Below are 17031 nucleotides of genomic sequence, written 5' to 3'. Positions count from 1 at the left end.
TTTTTTTTACCAGTCACGTTTTGAATCTAGATTTCTTTGCGAATACCCAATTTATGGAACACCAAATATGTTGCAGAAGCTGAACGAACGCATACAAGGTCTTGTAGCCTGGATAGTCATAATTCTTATCGCTATTACTTTTACTCTTTTTGGCGTTGACTATTATATGCAGTCGCATCAAGCCTCAAATGCTGCAGTGGACGTAAATGGGGAAGCAATTACGAAGCAGGCTTACGAAGTCAATTATAGACGAGCTCGCCAACAACGTGATGCATCACAAATGACTGTTGCTAACGAAAAAGCCCTAAAAAAGGAAGTCCTGGAAGATATGATTGTCAATGAGGTTTCAGTACAGGCTGCTCGAGGAAACGGTTTTGAAGTCAGCGCTGAGCAAGCGAATGCTGCAATAGTAAGTATTCCTCAATTCCAGGAAGATGGTCATTTTTCTGCTGAGCGTTACCAGCAGGCTTTAAGTGGTGCCATGTTTACTCCAGAATCGTTCCAAACAGAAGTCAGACAAGGAATGTTGTTGAATCAACAACGTTTTGCTTTCATGGGAACGGCTTTTGCACTGCCTAATGAAATTAAACGTTTTGTAAAACTTTATATGCAAACTCGGGATTATGATTATCTACAAATCCCAATTAGCTTGTTCATGAAGGATACTAAGGTTTCTGAGCAGGCAATTAATGAATATTATCAAAAACATCAAAAAGGATTTATAACTCCCGAAAAAGTCTCAATAGATTATGTTCGCCTTTCCATGCAGCAACTTCGCGATCAAATTATTATTAGCGACGATGAGTTGAAGCGTTATTATGAGGAGAATCAAAGTAATTTTATGACGCCAGCACAATGGCAGGTTGCTCATATTCTTTTTGCAGTGCCAGCTGATGCTGCAGCCGAAACACAAGAGCAAATTAAACAAAAGGCAGATGAGGCTTATCAAGTTTTGCAAAAAGATCCCAAACAGTTTTCTGCATGGGTACAAAAATCTGATGATAAGCTATCCGTGGCTAATAATGGAGTGCTTCCTTGGTTAGTTGCTGGGCATTCGGAGTTTGATAAAACTTTGACAACCTTAACAAAAGAAGGTCAAATTTCACCACCGGTAAAATCAGCTCATGGGTATGAAATTTTCAAATTACTTGCTTATAAACCTGCGACATTAAAACCTTTGGCAAGCGTGCAGTCAGAAATTAAGGAGCAATTGCTAGGTGAGCTTTCACAGACCAAGTATTCCCAAGCTCTAGAGCAATTAAGTGATTTGAGCTATCAATCACCAGACTCTTTAAATCCTGTCGCAGATGCATTAAAATTGACCATCGAAAAAACCAGGCCTTTTTCTCGACAAGGTGGCGACGAAGCATTAACAAAAAATAAAGAAGTAGTGAATGCAGCCTTTAGTCATGATGTTTTAGAGTTGGGTAATAATAGCGAGCCAATACAATTAGACAACGATAGTGTGATGGTATTGCGTGTGAACAATCATTTCCCAGCTGCAGAGAAACCGCTTGCTGAAGTCAAAGATTTCATTGCAAAAAAATTGGCAATGAAAGAAGCTGAGCAAATGGCGAAACAACTAGGAGCAACACTTTTATCGGCAAAAACGGATGTACAAGTTCAAGAAAAGTTATTAGCAACAAATCAATTGCAATGGCATCAAATTGAGCAAGCTACACGCGATACGGACAAAGCCGATGCTGCTATTAATGATTTGGCATTTAGTTTGGCTCGAACCAATACCCGAGAAGGACGTAGCTTAAGAAATGGGGACTTTGTAATTGTCCATCTGAAAAAAATTAATGATGGTCAATTTAAATCACTAGACAAGGAACAACAAGCTAGTATTGCGCAGCAAATTGAGTCTAGTTATGGAGTGATGGATTACGACCTTTATGTAAACAGCCTATTGAGTAAAGCAAAAATCGATAGACACTAAAGCAAGGGGGAGTAATGACGAAGAAATTTACTGACAACCAACTAGCAAATTTATATCTAAAACTGGGAAGTAGATATAAAGACTTAAGCGAACAAACTTATCCATCACTAACCCAACAACAGATTTATCAGCAATTACTTAATGAAATTTATTATGAATTAAATAGCCCATTGAGTAACTTATACGGGCTTGATTATTCTGAGCAATACAAAGTTTTTACTGTTCTCAATACGTTTTTTAATTCACGGCCTCCATTTGCTGCTCTTCAGCCTGAAGTACGTCCTCATTTCGTCTTTATTGTACAAAACATTGATGTTCATGATCGACGTTGGCATGGTCATCGTTGCTACAGCTCTACTAACGATGTGCTATTTACTTGGTTATTATTAGATTCCTTATCTCACCATCGCCACCATCATCACTATAACAGTGGCTGTTTTGGTAGTAGCAATCACCACTCACACTCCAGTAAAGATGATCAAGCGAAGTTATTTTTGTTGTTAGTTCTCTTGGCAGCGCTTGCCGTCGGCATTGCTTTTATCGCCGCATATTATCTACTTAGAGCTGGTGCCGACAGCATAGAGCGCCTCATCCATGACGAGGGGTCATTGCAAGCAATCATTAGCTTGTCAAGTGCAATGGGTAGTGCACTCGTTTCTGGGTTTTTAGCGACAATTTTTGCTTCAACACCGCTTGCTATGTTTGCTTTGGCGGCTGGCATCACTAACCCAATTGGTTTTGTGACTCTTGGTGTTATTTGCTTAACTGTTATTGGTTCAGCAGTAGGCTGTTTTATAACGAATCAAATCCAGAATTATATTATTAAACAAGGAAATCTAAACGCACTTGATCCCTTAGATCCTCATCGATACGGACTTACTGAAGATGAAGAGATACATTTAGCGAGTAGAGGTTTCGACCCTGTTAAGGTCAAATGCGCTATAGTTGCCCTTCATGAGCAAATAGGTAAGGATGTTTCTCCTCGCCTTCATCGTATTTTTTCAGATAGTGATGGAAAACAAGCGTTGTTGGATACTATAAGAAAATTACGTCGTGGTGAGACAGGATACATTATTGAAATTGGTACAGGAACTGACAAGCAAACTTTTGATTTAAGGCCTTTTGTTGTTCCCCAACAACAACATTCTTCTGGGTTATATCCAGACATTCGCCCTAATGCCGCTCCTACTCATGGACACCCTACTACTGAATATCAAGGATATCCAGAAATCCCACCTACGTACGATAGTACTAATTATGGCTCTAACATTCCTTCAGCACCTACTTATTTCTAAGATGGAGAGTTATTTCCAATAGTTGGGTCCTTAGGGCCCAGCTTAACTCCCTGGTGGTTATCTTGATTAAGATTTTCTATCGTTTGAGATTATGGTAGCCTTTAGCATCCCAAATTTTTAAGCTATCTGACAAACATTTGTTGGACTACACGAAGTGATGCGAAATAAATTTTCAAATTTAACAATCGATCGGCAGGTATTTATCTACTTCTCGATGCTCGCTTGTTTTTTAATTATGGCTCGCTTGTTTTTATGCAATTCCACGCTTGGTTTAGATGAAGCAGAGCAAATTGTTTTCGCACAGAAATTATCGGCAGGCTACCCTGCACAACCTCCTTTGTACACATGGTTACAGTATTTCTTTTTTCAAAGTTTCGGAGTGAGTTTACTGAGTATTGCCTTGTTAAAATATAGTCTGCTGTTACTATGTTTTTATTTTTATCATCAAATTTGTCGCCTTTATTGTCAAAATTTATTGTTAGCTTGGTGTGCTACTCTTTCATGGGCTTTAATCCCTAATATTAGTTATGATCTTTTGCCTCATCGGACGCATGCTATTTTAGCATTGCTAGCGGCTTGTTTGAGTTGGTATTGGTTGGTACGACCAACTCAATTATCCAAATTAGGTTGGTCCATAATTTTTGGTGCCATCATCAGCGTGGGTTTATTATCTAAATTTAATTATTTAATTTTTTTGTCAATTTTTATAATAACGGCATTATCGATTAAGGAATATCGCAATAAGCTTCTAAACCCTTATCTAATAGTTACTATTGTTACTGCTTTGCTACTTTCAAGCCCTTATTGGTTTTGGCTATTTGATAACTCAAAAATGGGTTTATATTCATCCTATAAATTGTCATTACCTGGCAAGAGTCAATGGCATGGGATAGGGCAGTTATTTGCAGTATCTATCTATTTCGCCATTCCTTTAATTGTAATCCGACTTTTTTTCCCACTATCGCGTGCGCAGCTTGTTAATAATGGACAAAACCAACTCTTGTGGCGCTATCACATTCTACTCATTCCCTTTTTATTGTTAGTGGTTATTAGCGCAGGTATTCACGGTGTTAAAAGCCATTGGGTTCTTCCATTATTTTTCTTAGTGCCTCTTTGGCTATTTAGTATCGTTGATAGTCAGGCTTTCTCTATAAGCCACGCCAAACGTTTTCTTGGTTTATGTCTAATAGTCCAGCTAACATTAATTGTTATTTGGATTAGTCGCACTCCTTATTTGGCTCAGTTTCCTGTAAAGCAATTTGTTGAGGATATTCGTGAAGAACAGCAACCTTTTGCTGCCATTGTTTCTGATTCACATTGGCTATTGGGCAGTCTTATGCTCTCTTTACCCAATAATCAAGGCACTTTAATGCATCCTGCAAAACCAATTGTTTTACCGCCAGGAAATCTTCTATTTGTCTGGGAAGGTGAGCAAACGCCCTGGTGGATTAACAATCTTGCTTTGGGTGCTTCGCAAACCATGACAAAAGCAAGGACAACTCGAAATGAAAAGGCTGCCACTAGTCATTTATATCGTCTGCAGACGAGATAAAAAGTAGAGTTTTACCAACATATCGTTAAGTCCTCATTAACCCAATCTAGATCCCTTTAAACTAATGCTATGCTTAGTTAATTGCTTAACTTTAAATTTAAGGAAGGTAAGAGATGACGATAATTCGAAAAGAGGATTTTATTCAAAGTATCTCAGATGCTTTTCAGTTTATCTCTTATTATCATTCCTATGATTTTATTCAAGCGATGTATCAGGCTTATGAAAAAGAACAATCTCCTCGAGCACGAAATTCAATAGCACAGATATTATTAAATTCTCGGATGGCTGCGGAAGGTAGACGTCCTATATGCCAAGATACCGGGGTGGCTGTTGTCTTCCTTAAAATTGGCATGGATGTCAGATGGGATACGACAAATCAGACCATCAATGAAATGGTCAATGAAGGTGTGAGACTAGCCTACACTAATTCAATCAACCCCTTACGCGCTTCTGTTGTAAATGAACCATCAGGTAGACGGGAGAATACAGGTGATAATACGCCTGCTATTGTGCACCTTGAATTTGTTTTGGGTCATACTATTGAAGTTATTGTCGCTGCCAAAGGCTTTGGCTCTGAGGCAAAGGCAAAATTCGCTATTTTAAATCCCTCTGATAGCGTTGTTGATTGGGTTATTGAGCAAATACCGCATATGGGTGCAGGATGGTGTCCTCCTGGCATATTGGGAGTAGGTATCGGGGGAACAGCTGAAAAAGCCATGTTGCTTGCTAAAGAAGCTCTTATGGAGCCCGTTAATATTCATGAGCTTTATCATTGCAAGAAACTAAACCATCTGGAGGCTTTACGCCTGGAGCTTTATGAAAAAATAAATGCACTTGGGATTGGCGCACAAGGCCTCGGTGGTTTAACCACGGTGCTTGATGTAAAGATTAAAGAATACCCAACTCATGCTGCTAGTTTGCCGATAGCGATTATCCCTAATTGTGCTGCAACAAGACATCTGTCATTTGTTCTCGATGGCAGTGGACCTGTTAAATTAACGCCACCTTCTCTTGACTCCTGGCCAAAACTAGATGGGAGTACTAACGCGCCATTGCGTAAAGTTAACTTGGATACCTTAACAAGAGCCGAAATCAGAGAGTGGCAATTGGGTGAATGTTTATTGTTATCTGGACAATTAATTACGGGTCGCGATGCAGCACATAAAAAATTAGCGCTGCTATTGGAGAGGGGAGATCCTTTACCTGAGGGCATTGATTTAGATAACAAATTTATTTACTACGTAGGTCCAGTACCTTCGGCAGCCAATGAAATTATAGGACCAGCAGGTCCTACCACCGCAACACGCATGGATAAATTCACCGAGCTTATGTTGTCAAAAACAAATTTACTTGGGATGATTGGGAAAGGTGAGCGAGGCCCAGTAGCCATCGAGGCAATTAAACGGCACAAATCTGTTTCTTTAATTGCTGTTGGCGGAGCCGCTTATTTGATCTCAAAGAGTATTCACAAATCACGCATCATCGCCTTTGAAGAGTTAGGGATGGAGGCTATGCGTGAATTGGAAGTTGTTGATATGCCTGTTACTGTGGCGGTAACTGCTGATGGTCAATCTATCCATGAACAAGGCCCCAAAGAATGGCGTATCAAAATTTCTGAGATAAAACGAAAGGACAACGATTAGGGAGCCTCGTTTAATTGATTAATAAAAATCAACGTTATCCGACTTATACAGAACAACCCCCTAATAAATCACCACAAAATATTCACTTGGGAATAATATTGGCTTTTGGCGCAGCTTTATTTTATTCAGTGATGGGAGCTCTCGTTAAACTTATAGCTAATGATGTTTCGAATACAACTATTATATTTTTTAGGTTTGCCTTAGGGTTTTTATTAATACTGCCCATTATAAGTTTTAACCAAGGGCATTGGCGGTCTTTATCCTATTTCAAAACGCAACGTCCTCTATTGCATTTAATTCGTGCAATAAGTGGGTTGTCATCCTTATTGTTGTTTTATTATTCTTTAAAGTTTATTCCACTAGTTGATGCTGTTTTATTAAATACAACCTATCCTATTTTTGTTCCTATTGTATTTTGGGTATTAATAGGGGTCAAAACTACGGCTAAGAGTAGTACCGGAATTTTAATTGGATTTATTGGTATCACCCTTGTTCTTAAGCCAAATGCTGAGGTATTTAATTCTGCTTCGATTGTTGCGTTAGCTTCCGGAGTTGCAGCTGCATTTGCAATAGCCTGCACTCGTCTTTTAAGCAGGACAGAAACACCTGCGGTGATTACTTTTTATTATTTTTCATTCACAACGATTATTTCAATGATGTTCATGCTTTTTCATTGGAATACTCCTGGTTTGAAAACGACGATCATCTTAATAATTATCGCTACTGTAGCAACAGGGTATCAATTATGTTTAACAGAAGCTCTTGCGCGGACACAAGCACGTATCGTATCGCCAATCATGTACTCAGCGATTGTTTTTAGCGGTATCCTTGGCTGGCTAATTTGGGGACAAGTACCCGATTTATTATCAATAGTGGGGACAATATTGGTTTTTTCTGGGGCACTTGTTGCTGTTTCTGCCCAATATAAAATAAATTAAAAATACTGAAGAAAATGATTTAAGACTATGCCTGAGGAGCGTCTTCTAACAACTGACGTACCCTCAGGCTAATGCTGTATGTGGATTATTCCAGGTCGGTCATTGATACGGCATGATAACCAGCATCAACATGAATAACTTCGGCCGTAATGCCTGAGGCCAGATCAGAGCATAAAAAGGCGGCGGTATTACCCACTTCATCAGCGGTAACGTTACGCTTTAATGGCGTTGTATTGGCATATAAATTCTGCATTTTACGGAAATCTTTAATGCCAGCTGCGGCCAAAGTTTTAATAGGGCCTGCAGAAATGGCATTGACGCGAATACCTTTAGGGCCCAAGCTTGCTGCAAGATAACGCACAGAAGCTTCAAGGCTAGCTTTTGCAATGCCCATGACATTGTAGTTAGGGACTGCTTTTTCAGCGCCGTAATAGCTTAATGTTAAAATAGCTCCTTGAGTGTCTTGCATCATGGGTTGGGCAGCTTTTGCCAAAGCCACTAAGCTGTAAGCACTAATGTCATGGGCAATGCGAAATCCTTCGCGATTGACATGTTCCACGAAATCACCACTAATCTGGTCAGCAGGAGCAAAGGCAACTGAGTGAATGATAATGTCTAGTTTATCCCAATGACTATTTAACTGTTCAAAAACTGCTTGAATCTCAACGTCGCTTGCAACATCACATGGGAATGTCAAATTAGAGTTAAATTCTGCAGCCATTGTCTCTACGCGGCTCTGTAGCTTTTCATTTTGATAGGTGAAGGCAAGCTCAGCACCTTGTTCGTGGAAGGCTTTGGCTATACCGTAGGCGATGGAGCGATTACTTGCAAGACCAACGATTAACGCTTTTTTTCCAGTTAAAAATCCCACATTACTCTCCTAATTTACTGTCGCTAAACTTTATCAATAGTTAAACCATTTTTGTGAGTTGCGAGTAATTCACGCATTTTAGCCTGAATCATATCGATGGCGATGCGATTTTCACCCCCACGAGGAACTATAATATCTGCATAACGACTGGAAGGTTCAATGAATTGCAGATACATGGGTCTTACCGTGGTTTCATACTGATGCACAACCGATTCAAATGACCGATGACGTTCTACCACATCACGTTTTAAACGACGGGTGAGACAGACATCTAAAGGGGTAGACATAAAAATACGAATGTCCATGATTTCCCGCAGCTCTTTATCACTAAAAAGAAGAATACCCTCTAACACAATGATGGCATGCTGACCAACTTGACGTGTTTCAGGCAGACGAATATGTTTAGAATGCGAATAAATAGGGATATCCACAGATTTCCCTTGTTGCAGATTACGCAAATGCTCGCACAGTAAAGCATGATCAAATGCATCAGGATGGTCGTAGTTAATTTTTTCTCTTTCAGCAAAAGGTAAGTGACTATTGTCTTTGTAGTAAGCATCTTCAGAAATAACGACAACTTGCTCGGAACCTAGTTCATTGACAATAGTATTGGCTAAAAGACTCTTACCCGAGGCTGAGGGCCCCGAAATTCCGATAATAATAGCTTGTTTACTCATGGTTTTATCATTCAAAATTTTGTGCAAATGTTAAGGGTTTATGAGGATAAATTCAATCCAAAATGTAACGAATACCTTGTTTTTAGCAAGTTAAAACCTATAGTTTACTCAATTTCTTGACCTCTTTGGCGTTTTAATAGCACATAGAGTGCGCCGCTACCGCCATCGCGTCCTAAGGCGCTATAGAAAGCGAGCACCTGGGGAAATTGACGTAACCAGTAATTAACCAGATTTTTTAGAATAGGTGCTTCTCCATTAAGGCTGCCCTTGCCGTGAATAATCAGCAGACAACGACGTGCTAATGAACTTTGCTCGATGATAAATCGAATTAAAGTTTCTTTTGCAGCTTCGGGCCGTAAACCATGTAAATCCAAACGTGATTCCCACCTAATTTGCCCACTCTTTAATTCACGCAGTCGTTTGTAAGGAATATTGTGGCTACAGTATGAAAGCACGGTATTAGCCTGTACTTCTTCAGAGTAATAGTCAGACAAATAAAAGTCGACATTATGCTGTTTAGGCGTTAAATCATGCTGCTTGTTTACAGCGATACGGGGTTTTTCAGTAGTGAAGTTAACCTGCTTATTTTTTTGCATAGGTTTTACTGTGCCTACCGTTTTACGAAATAAAGCTTTGTCTTCATCAGACAGGAAATCGTCAGCCATAAATGTATATTCAATTTTTACTCATTAATGAGATTATAGTAACTCTTCGGGGTATGATTGAAGAGCCGTGATAGATCAGTAACCTCTGGGAGGACAAATGCTCCGAACTAGCGTACAATTTGTGACAATTATGGACAGGGCTTATAAAAACCCCAATCTTTTTGTTACAAAAATAATTTTTGCTCTAAATTTGAGTCTTCATCAAATCTATGAATACTAAATAAAAAGCAAATTCTTAAATATAAAGGCTATGTATGACCGATTCTTATAAAACAGCGATTACTGAGTTTGAAACAATTATTGATTTTCTACGTTTTGGTTTAAGCCAAGCTAATGCGAATAATCTTTATTTCGGACATGGTACTGACAATGCTTGGGATGACATGCTTGCTTTGATCCTGGAAAGTCTACATTTACCTCCTGATGTAGATTCTCTACTTTTACAGGCGCGCTTAACCGCTGCAGAGAAGCAGGTTTTAGTGGAGCTGCTTTCGCGACGCATTATTGACAAAGTTCCCGTACCCTACTTAACCAATAAAGCTTATTTTTGTGAATTGCCGTTCTACGTTGACGAGCGCGTGTTAATTCCCCGCTCACCTATAGCGGAACTTATCAAACAACAATTTTCGCCTTGGTTAATTGCTGAAAGAGTAGAGCGCGTACTTGATTTATGTACGGGCAGTGGCTGTATCGCAATTGCCTGCAGCTATGCTTTTCCTGAGGCTATCATTGACGCCGTGGATATTTCGCCGGAAGCATTAGAGGTGGCTGCTATTAATTGTGAGCGTCATGACCTACAAGACACTGTCAATCTCATTGAATCAGATTGTTGGGCTAATCTTCCTATGGCTCGTTATGATTTGATTGTGTCCAATCCTCCTTATGTTGGTTATGAGGAAATGCAAACGCTGCCAGCTGAATATCGCCATGAGCCCAAACTGGCTTTGGAAACTGAAAATAATGGGTTAGCTATCGTTGAAAAAATCCTGGCAAGAGCCCATGATTATTTAACAGAAGATGGCATTTTAGTCGTTGAAGTTGGAAATAGTGAGCAAGCGCTAGAGGAGGCTTTTCCGAAGGTTCCTTTTACATGGCTTGACTTTGAGCATGGTGGGCATGGTGTATTCTTGTTTACCCGCCAGCAGTTGAAAACCTATTTTTCGCCCCAAGGTAATTAATCCATGAGCGGAAACACATTTGGTAAATTATTCACAGTTACTAGTTTTGGCGAAAGTCATGGTCCTGCTTTGGGCTGTATTGTTGATGGTTGTCCTCCGGGCTTGGCATTAACCCCAGAAGACATCCAACCCTTTCTTGATAAACGCAAGCCTGGCCAATCTAAATACACGACTCAAAGGCGCGAGGAAGATAAAGTAGAAATTTTATCGGGTGTTTTTGAGGGTTTAACTACAGGCACCCCGATTGCGTTATTAATTAAAAATAGCGATCAGCGTTCAAGTGACTATGAGGATATCAAAGATCTATTTCGTCCTGGGCATGCTGACTTTACCTACCATCATAAGTATGGATTCCGAGATTATCGGGGCGGCGGTCGCTCTTCGGCGCGGGAAACAGCGGCAAGGGTTGCTGCTGGCGCTATTGCAAGGTTCTATTTACAACAAAAGTTAGGCGTGGAAATTAGAGGCTATCTGCAGCAAATGGGGAGCATTGCTATAGATTTTGTTGATGAAAGATTTATCGATCAAAATCCTTTTTTCTGCCCTAACCAGGATCAGGTTCAAGCGTTGGCTGAATATATTGATCAATTACGTAGGCAAGGTGATTCCATTGGTGCACGGGTGAAAGTGGAAGCACGCAATGTTCCTGTGGGGCTTGGTGATCCTGTTTTTGACAAGCTTGATGCCACTCTTGCTTATGCCATGATGTCTATTAATGCGGTTAAAGGGGTGGAAATTGGTGCGGGTTTTAGTGCGGTGCAGCAATTAGGCAGTGAACATCGTGATGAAATGACAAAAGCTGGTTTTTTAAGGAATAACGCAGGAGGGGTGCTTGGAGGGATTTCAACAGGACAAACGATAGAAGTCAGTATGGCTTTGAAACCCACTTCAAGCATTATTAAACCTGGGCAAACTATTAATACTAAAGGAGAGGAAGTTTCTGTTGTCACAAAAGGTCGTCATGATCCTTGTGTGGGAATTAGAGCAGTACCTATTGCGGAGGCTATGATGGCTTTGGTATTAATGGATCATTATTTAAGACATAAGGCACAAAATAAATAAATGGATTATGCCATTTGAAATGGCAATCATAAAAAACGAGGGTTAGCAATGAATAGACGTTTAAATATCGCTGTCGTTGGCGCAACAGGTGCTGTTGGAGAAACTTTATTAACTGTGTTGGAAGAACGTGATTTCCCTGTAGCTAATCTTTATCCTTTGGCAAGTTCACGTTCCGTGGGCAAGACAGTTATGTTTAACAATAGTCATTTAGAAGTTGAAGATTTGGCTGATTTTGATTTTAGTCAGGCAGATATCGCTTTATTTTCTGCAGGTGGTTCGGTTTCTAAAGAATATGCTCCGAAGGCTGCTGCTGCTGGTTGTATTGTGATTGATAATACCTCCTGTTTTCGTTATGACGATGACATCCCCCTGGTTGTACCAGAGGTGAATGCACATCGCATTAGTGAGTATAAAAATCGGGGGATCATTGCCAATCCCAATTGCTCCACTATTCAAATGGTGGTTGCCCTGAAACCTTTGCATGATGCAGTAGGGATTAGCCGCATTAATGTTGCTACTTATCAAGCTGTTTCAGGCACGGGTAAAAAAGCCATTACTGAACTGGTGACCCAAATTGGTGAGCTTTTAAATGGTAGACCCATTAAATCCTCTGTTTATCCTAAACAAATAGCATTCAATGTATTACCTCATATTGATGAGTTCCAAGACAATGGTTATACACGTGAAGAAATGAAAATGGTTTGGGAAACTAAGAAAATTATGGAAGATGATTCTATTTTGGTTAATCCAACGACAGTTCGTGTCCCAGTACTTTATGGTCATTCTGAAGCCATTCATCTGGAGTTAAAAGTGCCAATGTCGGTAGCCGAAGCCCGTAAACTCTTAAGCAAAGCACCCGGTGTGAAATTAATAGATGATACCAGCAAGTTGCAGTACCCAACACCAATTACCCATGCAGTCGGACATGATGAGGTATTTGTTGGTCGGATTCGTCAGGATATTTCACACCCAAATGGTTTAAACTTATGGGTAGTGGCCGATAATATTCGTAAAGGTGCCGCTACAAATGCAGTGCAGATAGCTGAAATTCTGCAGCGAGAATATTTATAATTTATAATAGTTGTTATGCCTGATATAAAAAAACCAGATAGTATTGTTATGCCGCCTACTTGGCCTCCTCAAAAAGAGGGGGTAGGCTCCATATTGTTTGAAGAAACAAGAACCATGGAGAGGCAAAGACGAATAGCAGAGCAACAGCAGCACAGCAAGCTGGCAAAGGTACATGCGCGAGAGCATAATGAAGAAGAGCCGGCAGCTGCTCCAGAGGAGGCTGCACAAAATGGGATGCTGCAACATCCTTATCTGGATTCGCAGCGTAACGATGGTATTGATCCTGGTTTAAATCCTGAACCGCCATTAAATACAGAGGCTCGTCGTGAGTATGACAATGAACGACGTGAGCAGGAAATGGAGAAGCAGCTTCGCTTGGGTAATATGCCAAAAATGAGAACAGATCCTCAACCTAAACCATAGGATTTCTAGATGACCATTGCCAACGATATCATCAGTTGTCGAATGCCTGATTTTGACTTTTATGTCAGTCAAGGTGAGTCATTGGATGATATTGATGAATATGGATTTACTCCACTCATCGAATGCGCCATCACCAAACAGCCGCAGATTGCAGAGCAGCTTATTGCGCGCGGCGCAGATGTTAACAAGCCTGATGTAACTGGGCGCACGCCGCTTCATTGGGCAGTGGATAACAATGATTTAGTAATGTCTCGTCTATTACTGGAGCATGGTGCTAACGCAAATGCTTATACAACTGCAGGGTTATCCATATTAGTTTATCCAGTTTTAAGAGGAAATGATCCTCTTAAGCACTTACTTTATCAGCATGGTGCCAAATTGGATTTTGCTCTTGATTTTATCAATGGCAAATTATTGGGGCATCGCTTTGAATTGACCGGTGATGTAGATATCGTTAATGCTCAAGGCGAATTTATTGAACTCGATTATGAAGGATTCATGCTAGAGTTCACTGTTGCTGTAGTCAAAGACTCATTAAGACGTTTTACTAGCAGTTACTCAACTCGTCATCTTCGTGATCGCTTTCCTTACCTATATCAAATTATGGATGCCTTTGCAGTCGCCGCTGAACTATTACAATTCCAACAACATCAATTGCTAACTGATAATCATAAAGAACGTTTGGCCTGGTTAGTAAAATCCCCCATGCTTATTTTGCCGGCGGCAAGTCGTGGTCATGCCATTGGCTTCATACGTTACAATCAATGGTGGGCTAAAATTGATAGAGGGGAGAATAGTCTTAAAGAGGGTAGTGTCAATATTTATCAAATTACACGGCCTGAAGTCATTGATGTGAATTTTTTACTTGAATTCCTTTATAAAAAGCAAAGTCGTCGCTATTTTCAGCAGCAAATTAATCAAAAGTTAGGTTTAATTCCCGTATTGAAAATTCCAATTACCTCGCAAATTGCAGGTAATTGTTCTTGGGCCAACATGCAAGCGATAGTCCCGGTTGCTTATGCAGTACAAGAGCTAAATGATGCACCATTAGCGGAATTTAATTCTGATTTAGTGGTTAATTTGTATAATACTTGGGTTGAGTGGGATAAAGATCGAGCCTTAGATGAGTGCATACACCGATTTTATTTAGCTAATCCTATCCGTAAAGCAAGTTTTGCTTCTATGCTTGCTGCAGTTCTTTTTCAAGCTTGTGATGCCAGTGATGATCATCATCTGGAACGTGCGGAAAAAATTCTGACTATTCTGACGTTGCCTGATTATTACTATATTCTCTACAGTTATTTAGAGGAATATTGTATTAAGCGCTTAACGCGCCGAGGTAATAATTTGTTAAAATTACTTGATGATTGCGGCGTAAATCCTAATATTGGTGTCACACCTATTGCTACGGGTTTAAAAGATAGAACTTGATTGGTCTATCCTGTAATTGACTACTCTGAAACAACTAATAAATTAGAATGAGCTAAGTACAAATACGTTTGTTACGATTCTCAGGTAGAGGAGGCTGTGCTTTGTTGGTTGTATCAAGGCAGTTTTCATAAGCCTTGGCCAGGATTGTGATAAGAATTACTTCACACGAAGTGTTATAAGGTTGCTCATTACGTAGATTTGATAAATGCGATGAGTTGATTTTTCCTGATACAAGTAAAAAACTAAGCTCTTCCAAAGCGAGGCCTCGTATTTCCAGTTTAGACGTTTTTAGGCTGCGAATGACAAACTGGATGATATTTTTTTGTGTGTCCATATCTGCCCAATTAATAAAACCAATTAGCGTTTTTAAGGCTAGATGGCTAACCTGGAAATCCTGATGTTCTACCTTGGCCATGATATCTGGAATAATGGCTCCTAGTTGATCTCGATTTCTCCAGTTAGCGAGAGAAGAAATTATTTGTAAAGCGGCCTTATAAGCGCGTTTTTCGGTGTTTTTTAGTTGGCTAATGGCGGTGTTGAGTAGTGATTGAATTTGCGTGTGGTTCATTGTTGAACCAAATTTCTGGAGTACTTTCAGAGTAGATGGCAGGATAGGGAAACGATAGGGATCTAATTTTGTAATAGCTTGATTGACTTCTACCCTTAAATTTTCATGTATCTTGTCAGAAAAAGAGAGAAATGTTTCAAGAGCAAATTGAACAACCAGATAGTGGGGGTGGTTCAGTTGCAGAGTAATTTGCCGAACGACAGTATCTAGCCGTTTTTCATCGATATGTTTGATGAGAATGGTCAATACTTGCAGTGCGGCAATAAGATCTTTCATTTTGTTTTTATTTAAATCAGCAATGGCTGTGCTTACTAAGAGCCTCAAAAACCTGCGATCAACCTTATCGGCAAAAAGAGCTAAGGTTTGTTGTGCGGCATTGCGAACATTTGCATCATTATTGGTCAGCTGAGCAATACTGGCATAAATGATTTTCATCCCCTGGGACTCGCTAGGCTTAAGCTTTAACAAGGGTAAAATTTCTAAAGAGGCGAGTATAATTTGCCAATTAGAATGTTTCAGTAAAGGTTCTATTTTTTCCAAAGGGTTATGAAATGAGGGCAAATTTATTTTGGGAATACAATTTTTTAAAATTTGTAGTGAAATCAAACAGTTAGTAAAGTTTTCTGACAATTGAGCTATGATATGAGGTAGCGTAGGCGTTAATTGCTCCTTATCTAATTTGTCTAGTATTGTTTGAAAAGTGAGTAGAGCTTCTTGACGTACCTTGTCCTCCTTATGGTTGAATTTTGTAGTTATAATCCTTGTCGCTGATTCAAGTTGTTGCTTGTCCAACCGATAAGCGATACACCGCAAAGCTTTAAGCATTGTTTGCTGTATTTGTGTGTTTTGATGAGCTTCATTATTCTTAATGGTAGACAAAATTAAGTTAATTTGTTGAGCACTGATCTGAGTAGAAAAACAAGTTAAGCATCCAATTGCACATTGTATTTCTTCAGGGTAAATACTAACGAGTTTGTTAATTGCTTTTACAACAATAGTTTCTATATGTTCAAAATTCATCTTATCGACAAAAGCGGTTAAAATTTGGAGCGAAACCTCAATGCGAATTGAGCTATTGTGAGTTAGACTAGTTTTATTTTCTAAAAACTCAACAGCTCGATTTAAGATGAATGTAAGTTGGGGGGCAGGTATTTTGTGACTATTTACCTTTAGAGTTGTTAAAGCTAAAAAACGGATTCTTGGTTCAGAATGATACAATTTATCAGCAAGAAGCATAGTATTGGAATCAAACTGTTTAGTGGTTATCAAGCTCGATATAGCTAATAAAGCCTCCATTGCTACTTCACATTCGGGGAAAATAGCAAAGCCAAAATTTTTCCTGAGAGTAGCAATGTCTGACTCATCGATAACAATTTGATGTCTGTTAAGCTTATTAAGAACTGCAAGGGTGGCTAAGCGTAGCGCGATTGGTGATGTTCTACATTTAATTACTTGCCATAGTATAAATGCTTCGCAAGGAATATTGGTTAAGTTGTTCTGCTGCAGCCATTTGTGTAAAAGGCAAAGTTGGTAATCAAGGGATTCTTTATCCCGTCGTTTAAAGATCACATGCGTCGCGAGTTTTAATTGGCGTTTATTCAGTTGTCTACTTGATTGCACAAGTGCTTTGGTTGTTATATGGCTGTAAATTTCTTCCCATAGGTTGTCTGGTAGTTCCCCAAAAAAACCAATCTCTTTACTCATGACTAACCTCG

The 17031-nt window shown here is 39.6% G+C and carries 13 protein-coding genes and 1 pseudogene; 10 read left to right on the top strand and 4 right to left on the bottom strand.

Annotation, left to right across the window (positions count from 1 at the left end):
• The first annotated feature begins 67 nt into the window (after positions 1-67).
• From Lbru_RS15770 to Lbru_RS15750, 5 genes are all read left to right on the top strand, one after another.
• The gene (locus Lbru_RS15770) at positions 68-1942 is read left to right on the top strand and encodes a SurA N-terminal domain-containing protein (protein ID WP_058443183.1); all 1875 of its coding nucleotides are present in this window, start codon (positions 68-70) and stop codon (positions 1940-1942) included.
• A gap of 14 nt (positions 1943-1956) precedes the next feature.
• Positions 1957-3237 (top strand): hypothetical protein, encoded by a 1281-nt coding sequence (locus Lbru_RS15765; protein WP_058443073.1) that lies wholly within the window; start codon positions 1957-1959, stop codon positions 3235-3237.
• 157 nt (positions 3238-3394) lie between these two features.
• Positions 3395-4789 carry a glycosyltransferase family 39 protein gene (locus Lbru_RS15760; RefSeq protein ID WP_083500944.1) on the top strand — a complete coding sequence of 465 codons (1395 nt, stop codon included), beginning with the start codon at positions 3395-3397 and terminating at the stop codon, positions 4787-4789.
• Positions 4790-4902: 113 nt separating this feature from the next.
• On the top strand, positions 4903-6432 hold the full coding sequence (locus Lbru_RS15755; RefSeq protein WP_058443071.1) for a fumarate hydratase: 1530 nt from the start codon (positions 4903-4905) through the stop codon (positions 6430-6432).
• A 14-nt stretch (positions 6433-6446) separates the two neighbouring features.
• On the top strand, positions 6447-7370 hold the full coding sequence (locus Lbru_RS15750; protein ID WP_058443070.1) for a DMT family transporter: 924 nt from the start codon (positions 6447-6449) through the stop codon (positions 7368-7370).
• 85 nt (positions 7371-7455) lie between these two features.
• Here Lbru_RS15750 and Lbru_RS15745 read toward each other — a convergent pair whose 3' ends face one another.
• The 3 genes from Lbru_RS15745 to Lbru_RS15735 form a co-directional block, all read right to left on the bottom strand.
• Positions 7456-8241, bottom strand: a complete 786-nt coding sequence (locus tag Lbru_RS15745) for an enoyl-ACP reductase FabI (RefSeq protein WP_058443069.1) — start codon at positions 8239-8241, stop codon at positions 7456-7458.
• A 23-nt stretch (positions 8242-8264) separates the two neighbouring features.
• Positions 8265-8918: a uridine kinase gene (udk, locus tag Lbru_RS15740; RefSeq protein ID WP_058443068.1), complete on the bottom strand. Its 654-nt coding sequence runs from the start codon at positions 8916-8918 to the stop codon at positions 8265-8267.
• 104 nt (positions 8919-9022) lie between these two features.
• A complete protein-coding gene (locus Lbru_RS15735; RefSeq protein ID WP_058443067.1) occupies positions 9023-9583 on the bottom strand; it encodes a Smr/MutS family protein in 561 nt (186 codons plus the stop codon).
• 254 nt (positions 9584-9837) lie between these two features.
• Here Lbru_RS15735 and prmB point away from each other — a divergent pair, with 254 nt between their 5' ends.
• From prmB to ankH, 5 genes and pseudogenes are all read left to right on the top strand, one after another.
• Entirely contained in the window at positions 9838-10761 is a 924-nt protein-coding gene (prmB, locus tag Lbru_RS15730) for a 50S ribosomal protein L3 N(5)-glutamine methyltransferase (protein ID WP_058443066.1), read from the top strand.
• A gap of 3 nt (positions 10762-10764) precedes the next feature.
• Positions 10765-11823 carry a chorismate synthase gene (gene aroC, locus Lbru_RS15725; RefSeq protein WP_058443065.1) on the top strand — a complete coding sequence of 353 codons (1059 nt, stop codon included), beginning with the start codon at positions 10765-10767 and terminating at the stop codon, positions 11821-11823.
• Positions 11824-11871: 48 nt separating this feature from the next.
• Positions 11872-12894: an aspartate-semialdehyde dehydrogenase gene (locus tag Lbru_RS15720; RefSeq protein WP_058443064.1), complete on the top strand. Its 1023-nt coding sequence runs from the start codon at positions 11872-11874 to the stop codon at positions 12892-12894.
• Positions 12895-12948: 54 nt separating this feature from the next.
• Positions 12949-13317, top strand: a pseudogene (locus Lbru_RS15715) (Smr/MutS family protein); the annotation flags it as partial.
• A gap of 9 nt (positions 13318-13326) precedes the next feature.
• Positions 13327-14748 carry a Dot/Icm T4SS effector AnkH/LegA3 gene (gene ankH, locus Lbru_RS15710; RefSeq protein WP_058443062.1) on the top strand — a complete coding sequence of 474 codons (1422 nt, stop codon included), beginning with the start codon at positions 13327-13329 and terminating at the stop codon, positions 14746-14748.
• Between the two features lie 52 nt (positions 14749-14800).
• On the opposite strand, the gene Lbru_RS15705 is transcribed toward ankH, so the two are convergent.
• On the bottom strand, positions 14801-17020 hold the full coding sequence (locus Lbru_RS15705) for a HEAT repeat domain-containing protein (protein WP_058443061.1): 2220 nt from the start codon (positions 17018-17020) through the stop codon (positions 14801-14803).
• Positions 17021-17031: the final 11 nt, after the last annotated feature.

The sequence above is a fragment of the Legionella brunensis genome, assembly GCF_001467025.1.
Taxonomy (GTDB): Bacteria; Pseudomonadota; Gammaproteobacteria; order Legionellales; family Legionellaceae; genus Tatlockia; species Tatlockia brunensis.
The sequence above is the reverse complement of the archived record's forward strand: the minus strand, read 5'-3'. Positions and strand labels throughout refer to the sequence as shown.

What these genes read in the sequence shown, in the direction of transcription:
- Lbru_RS15770 (WP_058443183.1), top strand. Translation starts at nt 68, where the DNA reads ATGTTGCAGAAGCTGAACGAACGCATACAAGGTCTTGTAGCCTGGATA.
- Lbru_RS15765 (WP_058443073.1), top strand. Translation starts at nt 1,957, where the DNA reads ATGACGAAGAAATTTACTGACAACCAACTAGCAAATTTATATCTAAAA.
- Lbru_RS15760 (WP_083500944.1), top strand. Translation starts at nt 3,395, where the DNA reads ATGCGAAATAAATTTTCAAATTTAACAATCGATCGGCAGGTATTTATC.
- Lbru_RS15755 (WP_058443071.1), top strand. Translation starts at nt 4,903, where the DNA reads ATGACGATAATTCGAAAAGAGGATTTTATTCAAAGTATCTCAGATGCT.
- udk (WP_058443068.1), bottom strand. Translation starts at nt 8,918, where the DNA reads ATGAGTAAACAAGCTATTATTATCGGAATTTCGGGGCCCTCAGCCTCG.
- Lbru_RS15735 (WP_058443067.1), bottom strand. Translation starts at nt 9,583, where the DNA reads ATGGCTGACGATTTCCTGTCTGATGAAGACAAAGCTTTATTTCGTAAA.
- prmB (WP_058443066.1), top strand. Translation starts at nt 9,838, where the DNA reads ATGACCGATTCTTATAAAACAGCGATTACTGAGTTTGAAACAATTATT.
- aroC (WP_058443065.1), top strand. Translation starts at nt 10,765, where the DNA reads ATGAGCGGAAACACATTTGGTAAATTATTCACAGTTACTAGTTTTGGC.
- Lbru_RS15720 (WP_058443064.1), top strand. Translation starts at nt 11,872, where the DNA reads ATGAATAGACGTTTAAATATCGCTGTCGTTGGCGCAACAGGTGCTGTT.
- ankH (WP_058443062.1), top strand. Translation starts at nt 13,327, where the DNA reads ATGACCATTGCCAACGATATCATCAGTTGTCGAATGCCTGATTTTGAC.
- Lbru_RS15705 (WP_058443061.1), bottom strand. Translation starts at nt 17,020, where the DNA reads ATGAGTAAAGAGATTGGTTTTTTTGGGGAACTACCAGACAACCTATGG.